At 60.9% G+C, this 17,513-nt stretch carries 12 protein-coding genes; 7 read left to right on the top strand and 5 right to left on the bottom strand.

Features of this window, described 5'->3' with window-relative positions; genetic code table 11:
• Positions 1-179 precede the first annotated feature (179 nt).
• Positions 180-1,163, bottom strand: a complete 984-nt coding sequence (locus MOP44_RS08500) for a hypothetical protein (RefSeq protein WP_260795601.1) — start codon at positions 1,161-1,163, stop codon at positions 180-182.
• A gap of 611 nt (positions 1,164-1,774) precedes the next feature.
• Between MOP44_RS08500 and MOP44_RS08495 the strand changes: the two genes are divergently transcribed.
• The 4 genes from MOP44_RS08495 (at position 1,775) to MOP44_RS08480 (ending at position 8,442) form a co-directional block, all read left to right on the top strand.
• Positions 1,775-2,524 (top strand): hypothetical protein, encoded by a 750-nt coding sequence (locus MOP44_RS08495; RefSeq protein ID WP_260795600.1) that lies wholly within the window; start codon positions 1,775-1,777, stop codon positions 2,522-2,524.
• An 818-nt stretch (positions 2,525-3,342) separates the two neighbouring features.
• Positions 3,343-4,374, top strand: coding sequence for an L-threonine 3-dehydrogenase (gene tdh, locus MOP44_RS08490; protein ID WP_260795599.1), 1,032 nt, complete (start codon positions 3,343-3,345; stop codon positions 4,372-4,374).
• Positions 4,375-4,433: 59 nt separating this feature from the next.
• Positions 4,434-6,956: an alpha-glucuronidase family glycosyl hydrolase gene (locus MOP44_RS08485; protein WP_260795598.1), complete on the top strand. Its 2,523-nt coding sequence runs from the start codon at positions 4,434-4,436 to the stop codon at positions 6,954-6,956.
• Positions 6,957-7,116: 160 nt separating this feature from the next.
• Entirely contained in the window at positions 7,117-8,442 is a 1,326-nt protein-coding gene (locus MOP44_RS08480; RefSeq protein ID WP_260795597.1) for a M24 family metallopeptidase, read from the top strand.
• An 8-nt stretch (positions 8,443-8,450) separates the two neighbouring features.
• Here MOP44_RS08480 and MOP44_RS08475 read toward each other — a convergent pair whose 3' ends face one another.
• From MOP44_RS08475 to MOP44_RS08465, 3 genes are read right to left on the bottom strand one after another with little or no spacing between them, the layout of a single operon-like run.
• On the bottom strand, positions 8,451-9,035 hold the full coding sequence (locus MOP44_RS08475) for a GNAT family N-acetyltransferase (protein WP_260795596.1): 585 nt from the start codon (positions 9,033-9,035) through the stop codon (positions 8,451-8,453).
• On the bottom strand, positions 9,032-9,397 hold the full coding sequence (locus MOP44_RS08470; RefSeq protein WP_260795595.1) for a rhodanese-like domain-containing protein: 366 nt from the start codon (positions 9,395-9,397) through the stop codon (positions 9,032-9,034). Before MOP44_RS08470 ends, MOP44_RS08475 begins: the two co-directional genes overlap by 4 nt.
• A 54-nt stretch (positions 9,398-9,451) precedes the next feature.
• Complete coding sequence (locus tag MOP44_RS08465; protein WP_260795594.1) at positions 9,452-11,647, bottom strand: molybdopterin-containing oxidoreductase family protein; 2,196 nt, start codon at positions 11,645-11,647, stop codon at positions 9,452-9,454.
• A 48-nt stretch (positions 11,648-11,695) separates the two neighbouring features.
• On the opposite strand from MOP44_RS08465, the gene MOP44_RS08460 reads away from it, so the two are divergent.
• Entirely contained in the window at positions 11,696-12,169 is a 474-nt protein-coding gene (locus MOP44_RS08460; RefSeq protein WP_260795593.1) for a YybH family protein, read from the top strand.
• Positions 12,170-12,232: 63 nt separating this feature from the next.
• On the top strand, positions 12,233-13,378 hold the full coding sequence (locus tag MOP44_RS08455) for an FUSC family protein (RefSeq protein ID WP_260795592.1): 1,146 nt from the start codon (positions 12,233-12,235) through the stop codon (positions 13,376-13,378).
• Positions 13,379-13,446: 68 nt separating this feature from the next.
• Here the strand turns inward: MOP44_RS08455 and MOP44_RS08450 are convergent, their stop codons facing one another.
• Positions 13,447-16,008: a glycoside hydrolase family 9 protein gene (locus MOP44_RS08450; protein ID WP_260795591.1), complete on the bottom strand. Its 2,562-nt coding sequence runs from the start codon at positions 16,006-16,008 to the stop codon at positions 13,447-13,449.
• A gap of 166 nt (positions 16,009-16,174) precedes the next feature.
• Between MOP44_RS08450 and MOP44_RS08445 the strand changes: the two genes are divergently transcribed.
• Positions 16,175-17,512, top strand: coding sequence for an AGE family epimerase/isomerase (locus MOP44_RS08445; RefSeq protein WP_260795590.1), 1,338 nt, complete (start codon positions 16,175-16,177; stop codon positions 17,510-17,512).
• Position 17,513: the final 1 nt, after the last annotated feature.

Here is a 17,513-nt window from a genome sequence, read left to right as displayed (position 1 = left end):
AGTCGAAGGCACTCAAATTTCGGTGCCGGCGAAGGATGGTCGCGTCCGCAAAATCCAGCGCCGGTCACCACAAATCAAGAAAATCCATGTGAGGCAAAAATACCTCTCACACAGTCAGCAAGGTGGTCTTAGCCAGTCCGCCTGCGCTGTGCTTCGAGTCAGCAGTCTCGCTCCCCACCCTATGAGCCGGGCTTCGTCTGAAAGATGGCTGACGTAACGTCAACACCAAAAACAAATTGGGAACCTGTGAAGCCCGGGATGGGTTGGTCGGCTTTTGGTTGAGAGAAGTGTGAAAATCTGAAATAGGGCTTGAACTCGTTCATCTTCACGAAAAAGGTCACTTCAGGACTGAAGAAACTCGTCTTATCGGTTCCCAACATTTGACTTCGGAAGGTGGGGGTCGTGGAGGTCGATTGTCCTTGAGCGAGATCTCCGCCGATAAAGCGCCATGAGGGGCCGAAGCTTACGCCGAATTGGTATTGATTATTCTGATTTGCTGCTCCGGCGGCCGAACTACTGATTGGAGATACATATGTTTTCGACGTAACAACGAGCTCTGGGAACGTAATAAATGCGACCGTTCCCGACTTGGACTGATTATTGCCGCCTGTGACCTGACCAACCCAGGTCGTATTCGTGACACCACCGCGGCCGCCGAACCCAACATAGATTGCACAGCCGCTCTCTACGAGATCCCCGGTAGTATTTCCAGCTGCTACTGCTGCCGCTTTGGCCGTGGTCGATTTTGTTTGGGCGGAGATGCATCCTTTAGCTTTCATTGATTGAAAGCCAAACATCCTGTTGCCAGCAAAGGAATATGATGTTCCTTGACCCGGCGGAGTAAGAAGAAATGCACCGAAGTTTCCTTGATCAGCCGAAACTGTCTGAGTTCCTGTGGGCAATTGTCCAGAGACGCTCTGTGGTGGGGAGATAGTGAAAAACGATGAGATGAAGTAGTTGTCCAATTGTGAGACTTGGAAACCAATAATCGGACCGGCACCAGCGGTTCCCGAAGATGTAACCGTAGCGCCTGCTCCGCCCGGCACTGAGATTGTAGTCTCCGCCGTCTTAGCATTTGTGGATGTCGTGGGCGTGTTTTGTGCGCCCGCAGAGGTAAGTGCACACAACAGCAAAGAGCAACTGATCGCCGACCCGAGCTTCATGTGTGTTCTCCATGGATGTTGTAGGGTAAGTAATGCGTATCACATCTCTCTTGAATCCTGTCACAGTTGTTGTAGCGTCAGCTTGAGCGATGAACCTTATCTATAACTGAGTTACTCCCTCGAGTTAACTCGGAGTCATGCGGGGCGGGTGCCAGGTCTCAATCCCGCGAAATAGCAAACAGGGGTGCCCCCTGTCTCCCGGTTCTGGAGACATGGGAGCGATGATCGCGCCACACGGTCTCCCGCAGTTTCCCTTGACACCCGTGACCGCAATCCCAAACTGCCACCCTGGACTCCCGTTACCGCGAACCCGCTCCCGGAGAAACCCGTCACCGCGACGGAAAGCGGACGCACGGCGCAAACGGCCCCACCCCCACCCAACTTGAAGCACCCGCACGGTCCTCAGCGTTCTCCAACCTGCCTCGGCGCGCAGCGCCAGTTGGCCGCACCGCAGGTGCCAAAAACTTCCGTTGACATCCAGGGCGTCCGCCTCCTACCATCCGGGCCATCTGTTCCTCTTTGCTGCACTGCATCAATCACCTTGCCTTGACTCCATGACCGTCCCCTAGGCCCTTTCTTCCCGGCTTCAATTCAATCGCCAAGGAGACTCCATGCATATTCCCCGTCTGCTTTCCGGCCCCTCCAAACCCCTCGGCGCCCGGCTGTTCTTAAGGGCGCTCGCCATCGCCGCCGCCGTCCTGGTCATCCTCTTCTGCGCATCCTCACTCAGAGCACCGCGCGTACAGGCTGAGCAGGAATCCGAACATGAACGGGAACAGTCCAAGATCAAAATCGGCTTCGCCATCGCGCCCGTACCGCTCAACCTGGAACACAAAAACAGGGAACTGGTAGGTCTTGGAAGCTACATCGTCAACGCCCAGGCCGACTGCAACGGCTGCCACAGCCGCGGCCCGCAAACCGAGTACCTCCCCACCGGAAACCCCTACCTCCTCTCGCCCCCCAAGGGTCCTTACCAGGGCACCCAGCAGATCAACCCCCAAACCTATCTGGGTGGAGGCCGCGATTTCGGCCCCGTATTCACGCTCAACCACCTCTATTCCCGCAACCTGACCCCCGATAACACCGGCCTTCCCGAAGGAGGCCACACCTTCCGGGAGTTCCTCACCATCATGCGCACCGGCAAGGACTACGACCACGTCCATCCCGCCTGCACGGGAGCGCCCGACGGGACCTGCCTGCCGGCTCCCTTCAATGCAGACCTCCTCCAGGTCATGCCCTGGCCCGTCCAGCAGAACATGACCGAGCACGATCTGCGCGCTGTCTACGAGTACCTGAGCGCCATCCCCTGCATCGATACCGTGGTCGACGGAGCGCCCTACCTGCGCAACAGCTGCTCCTGACCTGCCGGGCAGGTGGCCCGGTCGTTGGTTCAGCCCTGATCGTGAGGAAGGCCGGAGCTGTGCCCCGTTCATCGCGGCATCATCGCGATGAGCGGGCGGCCGGGTGGCCCACGTCCTCCATCAACTTAACGAGGGGTGCCCCATGTCTCCCGGTTTTGGAGACATGGCGGCGATGCTCGCACCCGCACGGTCTCCCGCAGTTTCCCGAACACCCGTGAGCGCAATCCCAAGCTGCCACCCTGGACTCCCGTTACCGTGAACCCGCCCCCGGGAGAAACCCGGCAGCGCGACGGAAAGCGGACGCACGGCGCAAACGGCCCCACCCCCCACCCAACTTGAAGTCACAAATTGGACGCCCCGTAGGCGCGGCACGAGAATAGCCCCGGCCGGGTCCGAGCGGTGCAATGGACCCGTCAGGGGTATCAGGTCCAGCCCCGTCCGGGGTTCCAGCGCCAGCCCCGTCGCGCGTCCCGCAGCGCCGCGTCGAACCCCCCACCCGCACGCGCCCGCCACTCCAGCCGCACCACAAATGCCGCGCCGGAGGCGCACTGGTCGTTAGCCCCGCGTTTCAACGTGGGGGTCCCCATTCCAGAACCCCCTCAAGTCCCGTAGGACGACGGACCCCCGGCCCGTGACCGCACCAGAATTGGTGCGACCGGCCCGCAGCCCTCACCCGAGCCACCCCCACCCCCCTCCCTCCCATGAGCCAACAGCTCCTTGCACCTCCAAGGGGTCATGGAGAATCATTGCCGGAGTGGCCGTAAGAGATCTGGTCCCTGATGCCTGGTCCCTGATCCCTGCCCTTATGAGGTAAATCGATGAAAGCACTGGTAAAAAGCAGGAGCGAACGCGGCCTCTGGCTGGAAGAAATCCCCGAGCCCACCATCGGGATCAACGACGTCCTCATCAAGGTTCAGAAGACCGGCATCTGCGGCACCGATGTGCATATTTATCAATGGGATGAATGGGCCCAGAAGACCATTCCCGTCCCCATGGCCATCGGCCACGAGTTCGTCGGCGAGATCGTCAGGGTCGGCTCCAACGTCAACGACTTCCACCCCGGCGACATCGTCAGCGGCGAAGGACACGTCACTTGCGGCCACTGTCGCAACTGCATGGCCGGCCGGCGTCATCTCTGCAAGCAGATCCAAGGATTGGGAGTCGACCGGCCCGGCGCCTTCGCCGAGTACGTGTCGCTTCCGGTGGCCAACATCTGGCGGCATCACCCCGGCATCGACCGGGATGTGGCGGCCATCTTCGACCCCTTCGGAAATTCGGTGCACACCGCCCTCTCCTTCGACGTAACGGGCGAAGACGTCCTCATCACCGGCGCTGGCCCCATCGGCATCATGTCCATTCCTGTCGTCAAGCACGCCGGCGCTCGCCACGTCGTCATCACCGACATGAACCAGTATCGATTGGACTTGGCTCGGAAGATGGGCGCAACCCTCGCCGTCAATCCGCAGGAGACCCCCCTCGCCGAAGTCCAGAAACAGTTGCACATGGCCGAGGGCTTCGACGTGGGCCTCGAGATGTCCGGCAGCTCCATCGCGCTGCGCGACATGATCGCCAACATGTGCCACGGCGGGAAGATCGCCCTGCTCGGGATCCCGGCCAAGCCGTCCGAGATGGACTGGCGCCAGGTGATCTTCAACATGATCACCATCAAGGGCATCTATGGCCGCGAAATGTACGAGACCTGGTACAAGATGTCCGTAATGCTGGAGTCCGGCGTAGACATCGCCCCCGTCATCACCCACCGCTTCGACCACACCGAATTCGAGAAGGGATTCGAAGCGATGATGTCCGGCCAAACCGGAAAAGTCATCCTTGACTGGACGACTGCCTAGCCGGCGCGGCCTCCCACCCGGTCGGCGAGCCCGTAAGCGCCGCGTGATACAACGTAGCCATGCGCAATGGACGGGTGTCGGGGCATCGCGGGGTCGGTAAGAAAATCGGTTTTGTTGGGGCTCTCCTAGCTATGGCGATGAGCACCGAGGTGGCGTGGGCGCAGACCGCGGATCAAGCCTGGATCAGGGGGCGAGGTGCACATGACCCGGTCGATGCGCGTGTCCGCGCTCTCGGTCCAGACCCTCTCGAGCAGAGGGCTGCGGATGAGTTAGAACGTGGTGCATCTGGCATCGCATTAGCTTCTGGAGCCGATTCGCAGAAGAAAGCGCAGATAGTAGTAGGCACGCTCGAAGAACTTCGCAATGCCTATCCTGCACTTCGGCTCCCCGATCATCTAGTTGCCGATGGGTTCTGGCTCGGCTCATCTATCCAGCAAGGCAACCGGCTTATTGCAATAGCAGGTTCTGATTCCCGGGGCGCGCTTTACGGCGCTTTCGACCTGCTTCGATCTGCCGCCATGCACCGGGATCTTCGTTCGATGAGTCTGGCCGAATCCCCCGCCATGCCCATCCGCTGGGTAGACGAATGGGACAACGCGGATGGCTCAGTGGAGCGCGGCTACGCCGGCCGGTCGATCTTCTTCGATGGCGGCCATGTGCGCGCGGACCTGAAGCCAGTATCGGAATACGCGCGGCTGCTGGCTTCGGTCGGCATCAATGGATGCAACATCAACAATGTGAACAATGCCGCGGTGTTTCTCGAGCCCCAGATGCTGAAGGAGGTGGCGCGGATCGCGGATGCAATGCGACCGTGGGGCGTGCGCGTGGGGCTGAGCGTGGACATTGCCAGCCCGCAGAAGATTGGCGGATTGAAGACCTATGACCCCGTTGATCCCGAAGTGATCGGGTGGTGGAAGAGAAAGGTCGATGAGGTGTATGCGGCGATTCCCGATCTCGCCGGGTTCACGGTCAAGGCCGATAGCGAGGGGCAGCCGGGGCCGGCGAGTTACGGGCGCACTCCCGCGGATGCGGCGAATGTGCTGGCCAATGCTCTGGCTCCGCATGGCGGGGTGGTGCTGTATCGTGCGTTTGTCTACAACCACCATCTCGATTGGAACGACGCGAAGGCGGATCGAGCACGAGCGGCCTATGACATCTTCCATCCGCTGGACGGCAAGTTTGCGCCGAATGTGATTGTGCAGGTCAAAGAGGGACCAATCGACTTCCAGACGCAGGAGCCGGTGAGTCCCCTGTTTGCGGGACTGGAGAAGACGAACCAGGCAATGGAGTTGCAGATCACCCAGGAGTACCTCGGTCAACAGCGCCATCTCGTTTACATCGCGCCCATGTGGAAGTGGGTTTTGGACTTCGATCTGCGCGCCCAGAATCGCACCACGCCAGTCAAGGAAATCATCGCGGGCAAGACGTTCGACAGGCCGCTCGGCGGAATGGTCGGTGTTGCAAGTGTGGGGCAGAACGGATGGTTGGGATCGCCGCTGGCGCTCGCGAATCTGTACGCCTTCGGACGGTTGGCGTGGGAGCCGAATCTGACGGTGGAGCAGATCGCCGAGGAGTGGACACGGCAGACGCTGGGCAACGATCCCGAAGTAGTGAGGACGGTGACGGCGATGCTGATGCAAAGCTGGCCGGCGTATCTGCACTACACGGGACCGCTCGGCATGCAGACGCTGACCGACATCACGGGGTCGCACTACGGCCCGAATATCGAGGCAAGCGAGAACAACGGCTGGGGCCAGTGGCATCGAGCAGATCACGAGGCTGTGGGTATGGATCGCAGCGTCGCGACTGGAACGGGCTATGCCGGGCAGTATCCCCCGGAACTGGCCAGGAAGTACGAGGATGCGAAGACCACACCCGATGAGCTACTGACGTTCTTTCATCACGTGCCGTATACGTGGAAGCTGCTCGACGGAAAGACCGTGATCCAGTACATCTACGACAGCCACTACCAGGGCGCGGAGGAAGCCGCGCGGCTGGGGCAGGAGTGGAAGACGCTTGAGGGCAAGATCGATCCGCAGATTTACAACGAGATGCACAAGCGTCTGGAGTACCAGGCGGGACACGCGTTTGTGTGGCGCGACGCAATCGTGCAGTACTTCCTCAAACTGAGCGGGATTCCGGATGAGAAGGGAAGAGCCGGGCATTACCCGGGCCGTTACGAAGCCGAAAACGCGAAGCTGACGGGGTACAAGGTAGTTGGTGTGCAGCCGTGGGAGGATGCGTCAGGTGGAAAGGCGGTGAGTTGCGCCGAAACTAACTGCTCCGCTGAATGGAGGTACGAGGAAAAGGCCGGCCGCTTCGATGTAGTGGTGCAGTACTTTGACCTGCAGGGCGGCGATGCGAAGTTTGCCTTCAGCGTTAACGGGAAGGAAGAAGCGAAGTGGGTGGCGGATGCGAAGCTGCCCTCACGCACGCTCCATGGGGATAACACCACTCGCTACGTGATGCGCGGCTTGGAGCTGAAGCCGGGCGATCGGATCGAGCTCGAGGGAGTCGCGGACGCTAAGGATCCCGCGGCATTCGACTACATCGAGGTGACGCCCGTTTCGAGTGTCAAGTAGGCATGCGCCTCTATAGGGTAGCGTTCGATCGTCCCTACGGAACTCGGCATTCACTTTGCGATCGCAACGCCTCGTTGAAACTCGAGTCTAACAACCCGGTGTTCAAAGGCGTGTTTGAACGGTGACGAGACTCGACCATGCAACCAGTATGCTGTAGATCATGTCCAAGAGTGGTTTGCTATCTCGACGCGGATTTCTAGCCGCCAGCGCTGCAGCAACTGCGGGTGTCTCTGTTTCGTTTGCGCAATCCGAGGCCATGCAGGCGCGGCTGATACCGCAGGCGATCTCGGCACTCCCGAATCTCTCCGGCCAGGCGCGGCCGTTCACCAATGCCGAGCGGCAGGCGCGGATCGAGCGGGCGCGTGGGCTGATGCTCGAAAACAAGATCGATGCGATCGTGCTGGCGAACTCAACCATGTCTTCGGTGTACTTCGCGAATATGCGGCTCGGCGGCGGCGAGCGGCTGTGGGCGCTGGTGATTCCTGCGAAGTCGGACGCATTTGTGGTGTGTCCCGCGTTTGAAGAGGGGCGCGCGCGGGAAATGCTGAACGGCGGCCCGCTCACGCCCAATGCGGACGTGCTGACGTGGCAGGAAGACCAGAGTCCCTACGAAGGAATTGCCCGCGTGCTCACTCAGCGCCGCCTCGGGTCAGGAACGATCGGCCTCGACGAAAACATGAAGTTCGTCTTCGCGGATGGCATTCGCGCGGCCATGCCGCATGCGCATATGGTGAGCGCGACGCCCGTGACCGCCGGCTGCCGCATGATCAAAGAGCCGCACGAAATTGAATGCATGCGGCTGGCCTGCCGCGCCACTCTGCTCGTCTATCGCGCCGTGGCGCAGTCGGTGCACCCTGGAATGACGAACGGCGACGTGGAGCGGTTGGTCGATCTCGCCTACAGCCGCGTAGGGTTTCGCGGCGATGCCAGCCTGAACATCGACGAGTTCACGGCTTTGCCGCATGGATCAAGGCAGCCGCAAACACTGAAGGAAGGCTCGATCCTGATGCTTGATGACGGCTGCACAGTCGAGGGTTACAACTCCGACATCACGCGCACGTTCGTGCTGGGCAAGCCGACGGCGAAGCAGGCTGCTGTCTTCGATCTGGTGAAGAAGGCGCAGACGGCGGCCTTACATGCAGCCCGGCCGGGAGTGCTTGCAGCGGATGTGGATGCGGCGGCGCGCAAGGTGATTGAGGACGGTGGCTATGGTCCCGGCTTCGCCTACTTCACGCATCGCGTGGGCCACGGCATTGGCCTCGAGGGGCACGAGTGGCCCTACTTTGTGAAAAACGATATGTATGGCTGGGCCCTGGCGCCGCAACTCAAAAGCGGCATGACCCTTAGCGATGAGCCTGGCGTTTACATTAAAGGCGAGTTCGGCGTGCGGATCGAAGACGAACTGCTGGTGACGGAGAACGGAGCCGAGCTCCTGACACCGCAGAGCCCATCGCTGGAGGATCCCTTCGGGGATATCGGCGCGTGATGTCCGCTCTACACGGGACTGCTTTTAATCATCTTCACAACGGGCAGCGCTTCGCCGTTGCCTAGAGGGACGGCAATCCGCTCGACCTCAATATAGCCCTTCAGCCGATAGAGCGGCACGCCCGTGAGCGTGGAACCCATTTCGAAGCGCGTGAAGCCGTCCTTGCGTGCGGCGTCTTCTACAGTTGCGAGAATCAGCGAGCCGAGCCCCTGTCGGGCGAAGTCTGGATGCACAAAGATAGCGCGTACTTTGGCAGCATCAGTGCGCGGATCGAGCAGATCAGGTTCGCGGTAGGGGCCGCGGTCAGCGCCGAAGAGAGTCTTGCGGTAGGACCATCCGCCGCAGCCCGCGAAGCGTGATGGGGCGTCGCTTGTTTCGGCGATGAAGTAGGTGCGGTCGCGAATGAGCTGCGTGTCGACGCCGAGAACGGTGCCGAGCGCGCTTTCCATTTGCGCGGACGTGTAGTCGCCTGCCTGCAGTACGCGCACCGAAGCTTCAATGAGCGTGTGAAGGGAGGGGAGGTCGTCTTCGGTTGCGAGGCGCAGGCGAAAGCGGGCGTGATTCGGCTGAGGACTGCCTTGGCCGGCGTTCATCTATTGCCGACGATGCGGGCCGCGCGCGTGTACGAGCCGAGATTGAAGACGCGTGTGTAGCCCAGCTGGCCGAACTTGCGGCTCGCAACTGCGCTGCGGCGGCCGGTCTCGCAATGCAGCAGCAGGATCTGGTCCTTGTCTTTGATCCGGCGACCCGCAAGCGATTCGATTTCATCGAGCGGGATGTGGAGCGCGTTGGGCAAGTGACGAGCCTGAAACTCGGCGTTGGTGCGCACGTCAACAACGAGAGCGCCCTGTTGCAGATGAGTGTGCGCGGCGCGCGGAGAGATCTGGCCGAGGTTCCTGAGCAGCAGAATCGCAACGATAACGGCAACCGAGATGAGAAGAATTGTCCAGCCCATTTTCTTTGATTTTTCCCGGAGCCCGCGTGTGGAGCGCAAGCTGTGGTGGGAATTCTACCCCTTCGGGGCGGGTTGTGTATCCCTGACAACTTCGACCAGGGTGGAGTAGAAGGTGGGGGCGGCACCGATGTCGGTGAGGCGCTCGCTGGTAAGGGCATTGACGTTGACCGCGTCAGGGTGGAGCTTGGCCCAGTCGAGACGCGCGGCAACGACTCCGGCAGGCAGTTTCTCGTTAATCAGAGCGGAGAGGAGGAGCGAGCCGCGGCCATTAGAGACGCGGACACGGTCGCCGTCCGCGATCCCACGAGGCTCGGCATCGACGGGGTGGATTTCTAGGCGCTGGCTGGTGCGGGATTCCATTTTGCGGTGGCCGGGCAGATTGGCGAACGTGGAGTTCATATAATTGTCGTTCTTGCGGCCGAGAAGTTCGAGCGGATACTGCTTCGCGGCCTCCGACCAGCGGGATTCCGTAGGCGGGATAAAGCCGGGAAGGGGATCGAGGCCCATGGAGCCGAGCGCCTCCGAGTAGAACTCGATCTTTCCGGAGGGCGTGAGTACCGCGCCTTCGGTGAAGGGCTTGAAGGGGTGATTCTCGGGATCGCGATGGAAGGCGAGCGGGACGTGGCCCTTCTGCTGCAGCTCGGCGAGGGTGATGTTCTCCATGCCGGGGTTGGTGGAGTGGCCAGATTCGTCTGGCGCCAGCGCCTGGGCAATCATCTCTTCCGCGGTGTCGCGAAAGCAGGCGTCCTCAAAACCCATGCGCTGAGCGAGCTGGCTGAAGAGCCACACGTTGGACCGGGCTTCTCCGAGGGGCTCGATGGCCTGGTGCGAGTACTGAGCGAAGTAGTGGCCGTAGGCGCCCTGCGCATCGATATGCTCGAGGAACGTCGTAGCGGGCAGAATGTAGTCGGCGTAGTCGGTGGTGTCCGTGAGGAACTGCTCGTGAACCACTGTGAACAGATCGGGCCGTGCCAGGCCGCGGACTACGGCGTTGTGATTGGGAGCGACGGCCCCAGGGTTCGAGTTGTAGACGAACAGCGCGTGAACGGCGGGGCTGTTTGTCGCATCGCCGTTCTGGCCAAGTTCGGTGAGTGCCTGGCCAAGCGTAGACATGTTGACCACTCGGGCGAGACGCTTCAGCGGCGACTTCAACGCGAGATCGGGGCGCTCGATCGTTTGCTTGTCCCACTTGAACGCGCCGGAGGTGGAGAGCTGCGCTCCCCCTCCGCGATGTTTCCATGCACCGGTGATCGCAGGCAGCATGCAGATGGCGCGGGTGGCTGCCCCGCCGTTCTCGCCGCGCTGCACGCCATAGTTCGTACGGATGAAAGATGGAAGCGTTGTCGCGTATTCTCGAGCGAGTTGCTCAACTTCGGCGGCGGTCATACCGGTCCAGTGAGCCACGCGCTCAGGCGTATATTCACGAACGCGCTCTGCGAGGCGATCGAATCCCACTGTCATTGCGTCGATGTAGCTGCGGTCGTCGATCCCATCGCGCAGGATGACGTGCATCAGGCCGAGAGCGAGCGCCACGTCGGTGCCGGGACGTATGGCAATGTGCCAATCGGCTAGCGCAGCGGTACGCGTGCGGTAGGGATCAATCACGATGAGCCGCGCGCCGTTGCGCCGAGCCTGCTCCACCATGGGCCACAAGTGGATGTTGTTGCCATGAATGTTGGCCCCCCATGCGATGATCAGCTTCGCAAGCTTCACATCCTCCGTAGGTGTCCCGAGCTTTTTGCCGTAAACGTGGTTCCACGCCTGCCCGCCGGCCTCGGCGCAGATCGTGCGATCGAGCTGGCTCGCTCCCATGCGGTGGAAGAAGCGGCGGTCCATGGAGCCGTAGCCGAGCAGGCCCATGTTGCCGGCGTAGCTATAAGGCAGGATCGATTCGGGCCCGTATTGATCGGCGACCTGTTTCAGCCGCTCCGCGATTGCTTCGAGCGCCTCGTCCCACGGAATGCGTTCGAAGCTCTCGTGCTCGCGGCCCTTGGCGAGCGGGCCTTTGGCCACTCCGACCTTGCGGCGCAGAGGATAAAGAACTCGATCAGGCGAGTAGACGCGATCAAGATATTTGGCTACTTTACCGCAGAGGAATCCATTGGTGACGGGATGCGCCGGATCGCCTTCGACCTTCACGGCGCGACCTCCCTCATTCACCGTAACCAGCACGCCGCAGGAGTCAGGGCAATCGTGCGAGCAGACCGTGTGGACAACGCGGAATGGTGAGGAAGTTGCTGCGGGGCCCATGGTTTCATTGTACGCTGGGGCTGAATGCATTTCCCCCGAGGAAGCCTCATGACCAGAAAGCTGTTCGTGCTTGCCGCTCTTACTCTGCTTGCGTGTTTTGTTCCTGTTCAGCCGACCGCGGCCCAGGAGGCATCGAACGACGATGCTAAGATCCGCGCGGCCATCAAGGCACAGACTGAAGCATGGAACCGCGGAGACGTGGAAGGCTTTATGAAGTCCTATGAGGACTCCACGGAAACCACGTTCATCGGCAAGACAGTGAACAAGGGATACAAGCCGATCCTCGAGCGCTACAAGCAGGGCTATGCGACTCGCGAGCAGATGGGCACGCTCACGTTCAGCGATATCGACGTTCGCCTGCTGCCAAACGGATGCGGCAGGACCGAGATTGCGCTGGTGACGGGTAAGTTCCACCTGGAGCGAACAACGCAAAACAATGACACGAAGGACAACGGCATCTTTTCGCTGGTGTGGCGTAAGGGCAAGGACGGCTGGAAGATCATCCTTGATCACACCAGTTAGGCAGCGGCGTTAGCGGCTTCGGAAGGCAAGCCACTTCCCGTCCATCCGCATCGTAAGGAGACGATGGCAGCCAGCGAAATTCCCCACGGCAGCGCCCCGACCGGTCCGCACTTCCTCGCGGACATCTATTGCTTTGACTGGAAGGCGTTCAGGTTCGAGCTGCCGCTGATGAGCGCCAGCGCGGTCGCGTTGTGCCTGTTTACGGGCATCGCAGTGGGTCATCCGGGTGGAGGCTTGATCGCCGGTGGCGGCGCCTTCACGGTGGGCTTCGGACCCAACCAGCGCATAGCCGACTCGCGGCTGATTCCGATGATTGCAGCTGTCCTGGCAACATCCGCCGCAGCCCTTGCCGGCACCGTAGCTGGACACAATGATTACTGGCTGCTGGTAGCCGCCGGCGTTTGCGCGGTGATCTACGGCGTGCTGACTACACGGCATACCGGGCTGGCGTGGGTGGGCCAGCAGGCCGGAGTGGCACTCCTCGTTGCCTCGGCTTTCCCCACGGGGCCGAAACCGGCGCTGGAGCGTGCCGGGCTCCTTGCAGCAGGCGGGATCGTTCAGTTGATCGTCACGTCCGCGGGCCTGCGGCTCATTCCCGATCTGCAAAAGGACGTGCTCTACGTGGCCACGTCGATGTTGAACGCGGTGCGCCAGGAGGATCGCAGCGTGCTACAACTGCTGCGCGAGATTCCACAGAGCTTCCCGTGCTTCTCCGCAAGCCAGGCGGCGGTGTATTCGACGCGGCTGCTGATAACCATTCTGATCGCGACCGAGGTCTATCGTCGGCTCGGAATCCAATCGGGCTACTGGATTCCAATGACCGCGCTGCTGGTGCAGAAACCTGCGTGGTCAGAGAGCCTGACGCGCGCAGCGGCACGCGTTCTGGGCACACTGGCAGGCGCGTGGCTGGGCAGCTTGTTTATCGCTCACATTGCGCCGAGACCGGTTTACCTCGCGGCAATCACGGCGATCTTCGCACTGCTTGCCTATGCGACGAACTCGGTGAACTATGCATTGTTCACGACCGCGCTCACGGGGTATATCGTATTCCTTCTCTCGTTGAACGAGATTCCGGGAATGGTGATAGCGCATCGCCGCGGATGGTGCACCGCCATCGGCGCGGGCATAGCGGTGCTCATCCATGTGGATGCGCTCCTGCGCCTGCGTGCAAACGGCCGTATGGTGCCGAGCGCCGAGAGGGCGAGTTGAACGAGGTATGCCAGGACGCCTGCTGCGGACACTCATGAGCTTCCGACTGACCATGCTCCGGCGCAATTCTACGGCTCGCGATCGGGAATGCGTACAGGCGGGGCGAGCGGTGGAAACGCCTGCGGATGGCCGTTGAGCACGTCGTCGGCAGCGAGAGTCAGGAACATGAAGTTCGAGGAGCCGCCACCGAGCACGTACTCCATCTGCTGCCAAAGAAAGCCGAAGTCCTTCAACTCAGGGAAATCGGGCCGAATGAGAGCCGTGCCGCTCACCACGCCACCGGGAATATATGAGGAGTCAGCGCGATTGAAGCCATAAGCGATGGTGGCGGAACGGGCTCCTACGCCCGAGGCGAATGAGGCCGTGTTGGATCCAGGGTGCACGCCGAGCATGAAGTTCAGCGCGTTGAGCAGATAGTCAGCGGACACGATGTCAGGGAACGCCTGGTGAAGATAGAATTGCTCGACGCCGAAGCGCTCGATGTCCCATCCGGCGCCCCAGATGTATGGGGTGTAGGGTACGCCGAAGGGTGAATCGGTAGACTGCTTCCGCGCGACGCCTGCGAAGTCCTTGCGCACCGCTTCACGCAGATCGCGAGTGAACGCATCATTTGCGAGTTGCGGTGTGATGGGCGCGATGGCCCACGCAATCCGGCCAGAGTCGGCAACGATATGCTGAGCGTTCGACAGGATCGCCTGGCGATATCTGTCGTTACCGGTGCTCCTGAACAACTGCGCCGCGGCGATCATGCGCTCGTCGAAATCCTTGGCGGCATCACTCTCGGCGTTCCATAGAGCTTCCGCGGCCGCGAGACACTCGGTTGCTAGCGCTGGGTTCGACGCCCGCAGAACTCGGCCGGCCGCAGCCAGCGAGGCTATCGCCTTGTACTCGTGTTCCGGATTCTGCTCCGTAAAGAGCCAACGGTCGTCGGGAGTTCCGGACTCGGTTCCGGCGCGCTCGACGGGTTTCATCTTCGCGTTGTAGAAGAGGCCGTCGGTCGCATTTACCGGGTCGCCTAGCAGCACATATTGCTGCAGCGTTGCTTCCTGTATGCCGCGATAGACACGCCCCGTCGCGCGATATCCGCCGAGTATGGTGAGGACGCCGTGCTCGATTTGCTGAAGCACGTCGGCCTTTCCATCGGGTATGTGAATTTGCGTCCGCAAAGAGTTCTCGTCGACAGTAGTGTCGTCGTAATCGAGATCGAACGTCTCATAGGCGCTGGCCAGGATGGAGACTTCGTCGGCCTGTGACTCGATACGCAGGTCGACATCGCCTGCATCGTGCCATCCGCCACGATTCAGGCCAGGAACCGTTTCGCCGGGCTGATAACGCGTGAGGGTTGAGGGCCCCTGTTCGTAGCCATCGAAGTGATTGTGGTTGACCTGGGACATACGCGCATCGTCCAGGTGGCAGGCGCCGTGCCAGGTGCGGTACTGCTGCTCGACACGCATGTGGCACATCTGCACCGGTAGGAAGTACTCGAGCACCGGCTGCCACACGCCGCGCTGGTACACGTCAGCGGCAATGCGAAACGGCTGCGAAGTTGTTTCGCGGTAAGCGACTTCATACATGCCGGGAGCGGTGGTCTTTGTGAAGTCGAGCGTGACGTATTTGTAGCGCAGAAAATTACCCCACGCCTTCGGGGTTTCGCTCAGAACCACCTGAGTCGGGCCGTCGGGATTTACGCGCAGCAGGCGCGCCGGTTCAGTTCCGGTATCGTCGCGAGCGAGTTCGATGACCGCCAGCTTTTTCTGCGCAGGATGGTAGCCGACCTGGCTCACATGGACCACCGGCTGATACTTCCAGCCGGGAACGGCGGTGGGAGTAATGATCCATTCGATGGCGTGTTTGGTGGCGCCAGCTGGAATGAGCGAGCGGACGACGAACCAGCCGTTATTGCGCTTGGAGCGCGCGTCGAGCAGTTGCAGGTTGCCTGTCTTCGACTCGATGATCATGCGCTGGGCATCTGTTTCCGGAGCGATGGAGAGACGCGCGCCCGTCGCGAGAGGCACCGGCTGTATTTCGCCGTTCTCGTCCTGCGATTCCGGCCCGTTTGGCTGACGTGGAAAGATACCCGATGTGTCGCCCAGGAACCATGTCTTGCCAAACAGATCGTTCGGGAAGAGTTCGAAGTTGAAGCCGACTTTCCCGACGAATTTTTCTGGGATGGGCTTGTCGAGATCCACGGTGACTCGCACCGACTGGCCCTCGCCGTGCACGACTACCTTGTAGGAGAAGTTCAGATCGGGATAGTCGATAGGGTTGAAGCCCGTGCGGTTCTTCGTCGGGTCGGGGTAGGAGAGAGTCGTGGTGATGGTATTCGCAGCCGAATCCACAACACGCTGGTCCTGCTTTGGCATCGGCTGCCACTGACCCGGCACAGGATCGAGGCGGATATCGCCGTTCGTCGCGACTCGCACGCCGTTCTGAATCACGGAGACGCCGCCTTGGTGCCCGTCTGGATAGATGTCCTGAAAGGCCATCACGTTCAGCCCCGGCGCTTCAAAGTATTCTTTCTGATTCAGGCGCAGATCGGGGGTCTGCGCAAAGCACTCAACGGACAACAGAACCATGACAACAACCACGCAACCATATGAAATCAAGTGCAGCAAAACAGAGCGCTTCATGCCCGTCCTTTCCCGGTCCCATATAAAGGAAAGCGCAATCGTAACAAACCTGACCTTGCCGGGCAAAAGATGCTCAAGCTGCGAGTGGAATGCAGCAAGCTCCTTCGCGCGTGATGCGCTGTGCTAGCATTCTTCGCGACTCGTTGTTTGGTGAAAGGCATTATTCGTGCAGACCACACGTCTTGCTCTCTCGTGTCTCCTGGTCGCCGGAGTGTGTGCGGCACAGGCAGGTCCGACCGGCGTACCTCATCAACCCAGCCGCGACGCGTATTTGAAGCTCGCAGCCGAAGTGGACGACGCCCTGCACCACGATGTGCTGGCCGTGTGGTTCCCGCGCGCCGTGGACAATGAGCACGGCGGCTTTCACTCGCACTTTGCCCGCGACTGGAAGAAGCTGCCCAGCGATGGCAAATTCTCTGTCTTCCAGGGACGCATGACCTGGGTGGCGGCGCAGGTGGTGCTGCACGAGCCTGCCCGCCGGCAGGAATTCGCGCCCATCGTGCGGCATGGCGTCGAGTATCTGAAAGACGTGATGTGGGACACGCAGGACGGCGGCTTCTTCTGGGGCCTCGACGATGACGGCAAGATCACGCCGCAGTTCGGCGACCACAAAGAGCTCTACGGGATGGGCTTCTGCATCTACGGCGCCGCCGCTGCCTACCAGGCGACGCACGATGAGCAGGCTCTGGACCTCGCGAAAAAGGGCTTCGCATGGATGGATCAGCACGCGCACGATGCTGAGCATGGCGGCTACTACGAGTGGCTAACCCGTGACGGGACGCCCGTGCCGATGCGAATTGTGAATGGCCGCGTGGAGAGTAATGGTGTTGGGCCGGTCGGCTTCAAGTCGATGAATACGCACATTCACCTGATGGAAGCGTTCACGCAGCTCTACGAGGTGTGGCCCGATGCCACGTTGCGTGCGCGGCTGGAGGAGCTGCTGGCGATTGTGCGGGACAAAGTCAGTGTGGCGCCGGGCGTGATGAATCTCTACTTCACGAATGCGTGGCAGGCGATCCCGGATCACGATTCCTACGGGCACGATGTGGAGACCGCTTACCTGATGCTCGAGACAGACGAAGTTCTGCACGGCAAGGCGAGCGAGGCAACGGAGAGCATGGCGAAGATGCTCGTAGATCACGCGCTGGCGTATGGATGGGACACAAAGAATGGCGGCTTCTTCCACGAGGGCACGACGCTGGGGGAGCCGGAGAACACAAGCAAGGAATGGTGGGTTGAGTGCGAAGGCTTGAATGCGCTCCTGCTGATGCACGAGAGATACGGCAAGCAGAATCCGGTGTACTTCGACCGGTTCCTGGAGCAGTGGCAATTCATTCGCAACCACACGCTGGACGCGCAGGATCGCGGCGACTTCAACCTGACCACCGCCGAAGGCAAGCCGCTGAGCGAAGACAAAGGATCGATCTGGAAGGCGGCTTATCACGATAGCCGCGCCTTCTGGAACGTGAGTGAGCGGCTGCGGAAGCTGGCCGCGTCACAGTAGC

Source organism: Occallatibacter riparius, from assembly GCF_025264625.1.
In the GTDB taxonomy this organism is placed as follows: Bacteria; Acidobacteriota; Terriglobia; order Terriglobales; family Acidobacteriaceae; genus Telmatobacter; species Telmatobacter riparius.
Note: the sequence above shows the minus strand (reverse complement) of the source record. Positions and strands in the feature narration are given on the sequence as shown.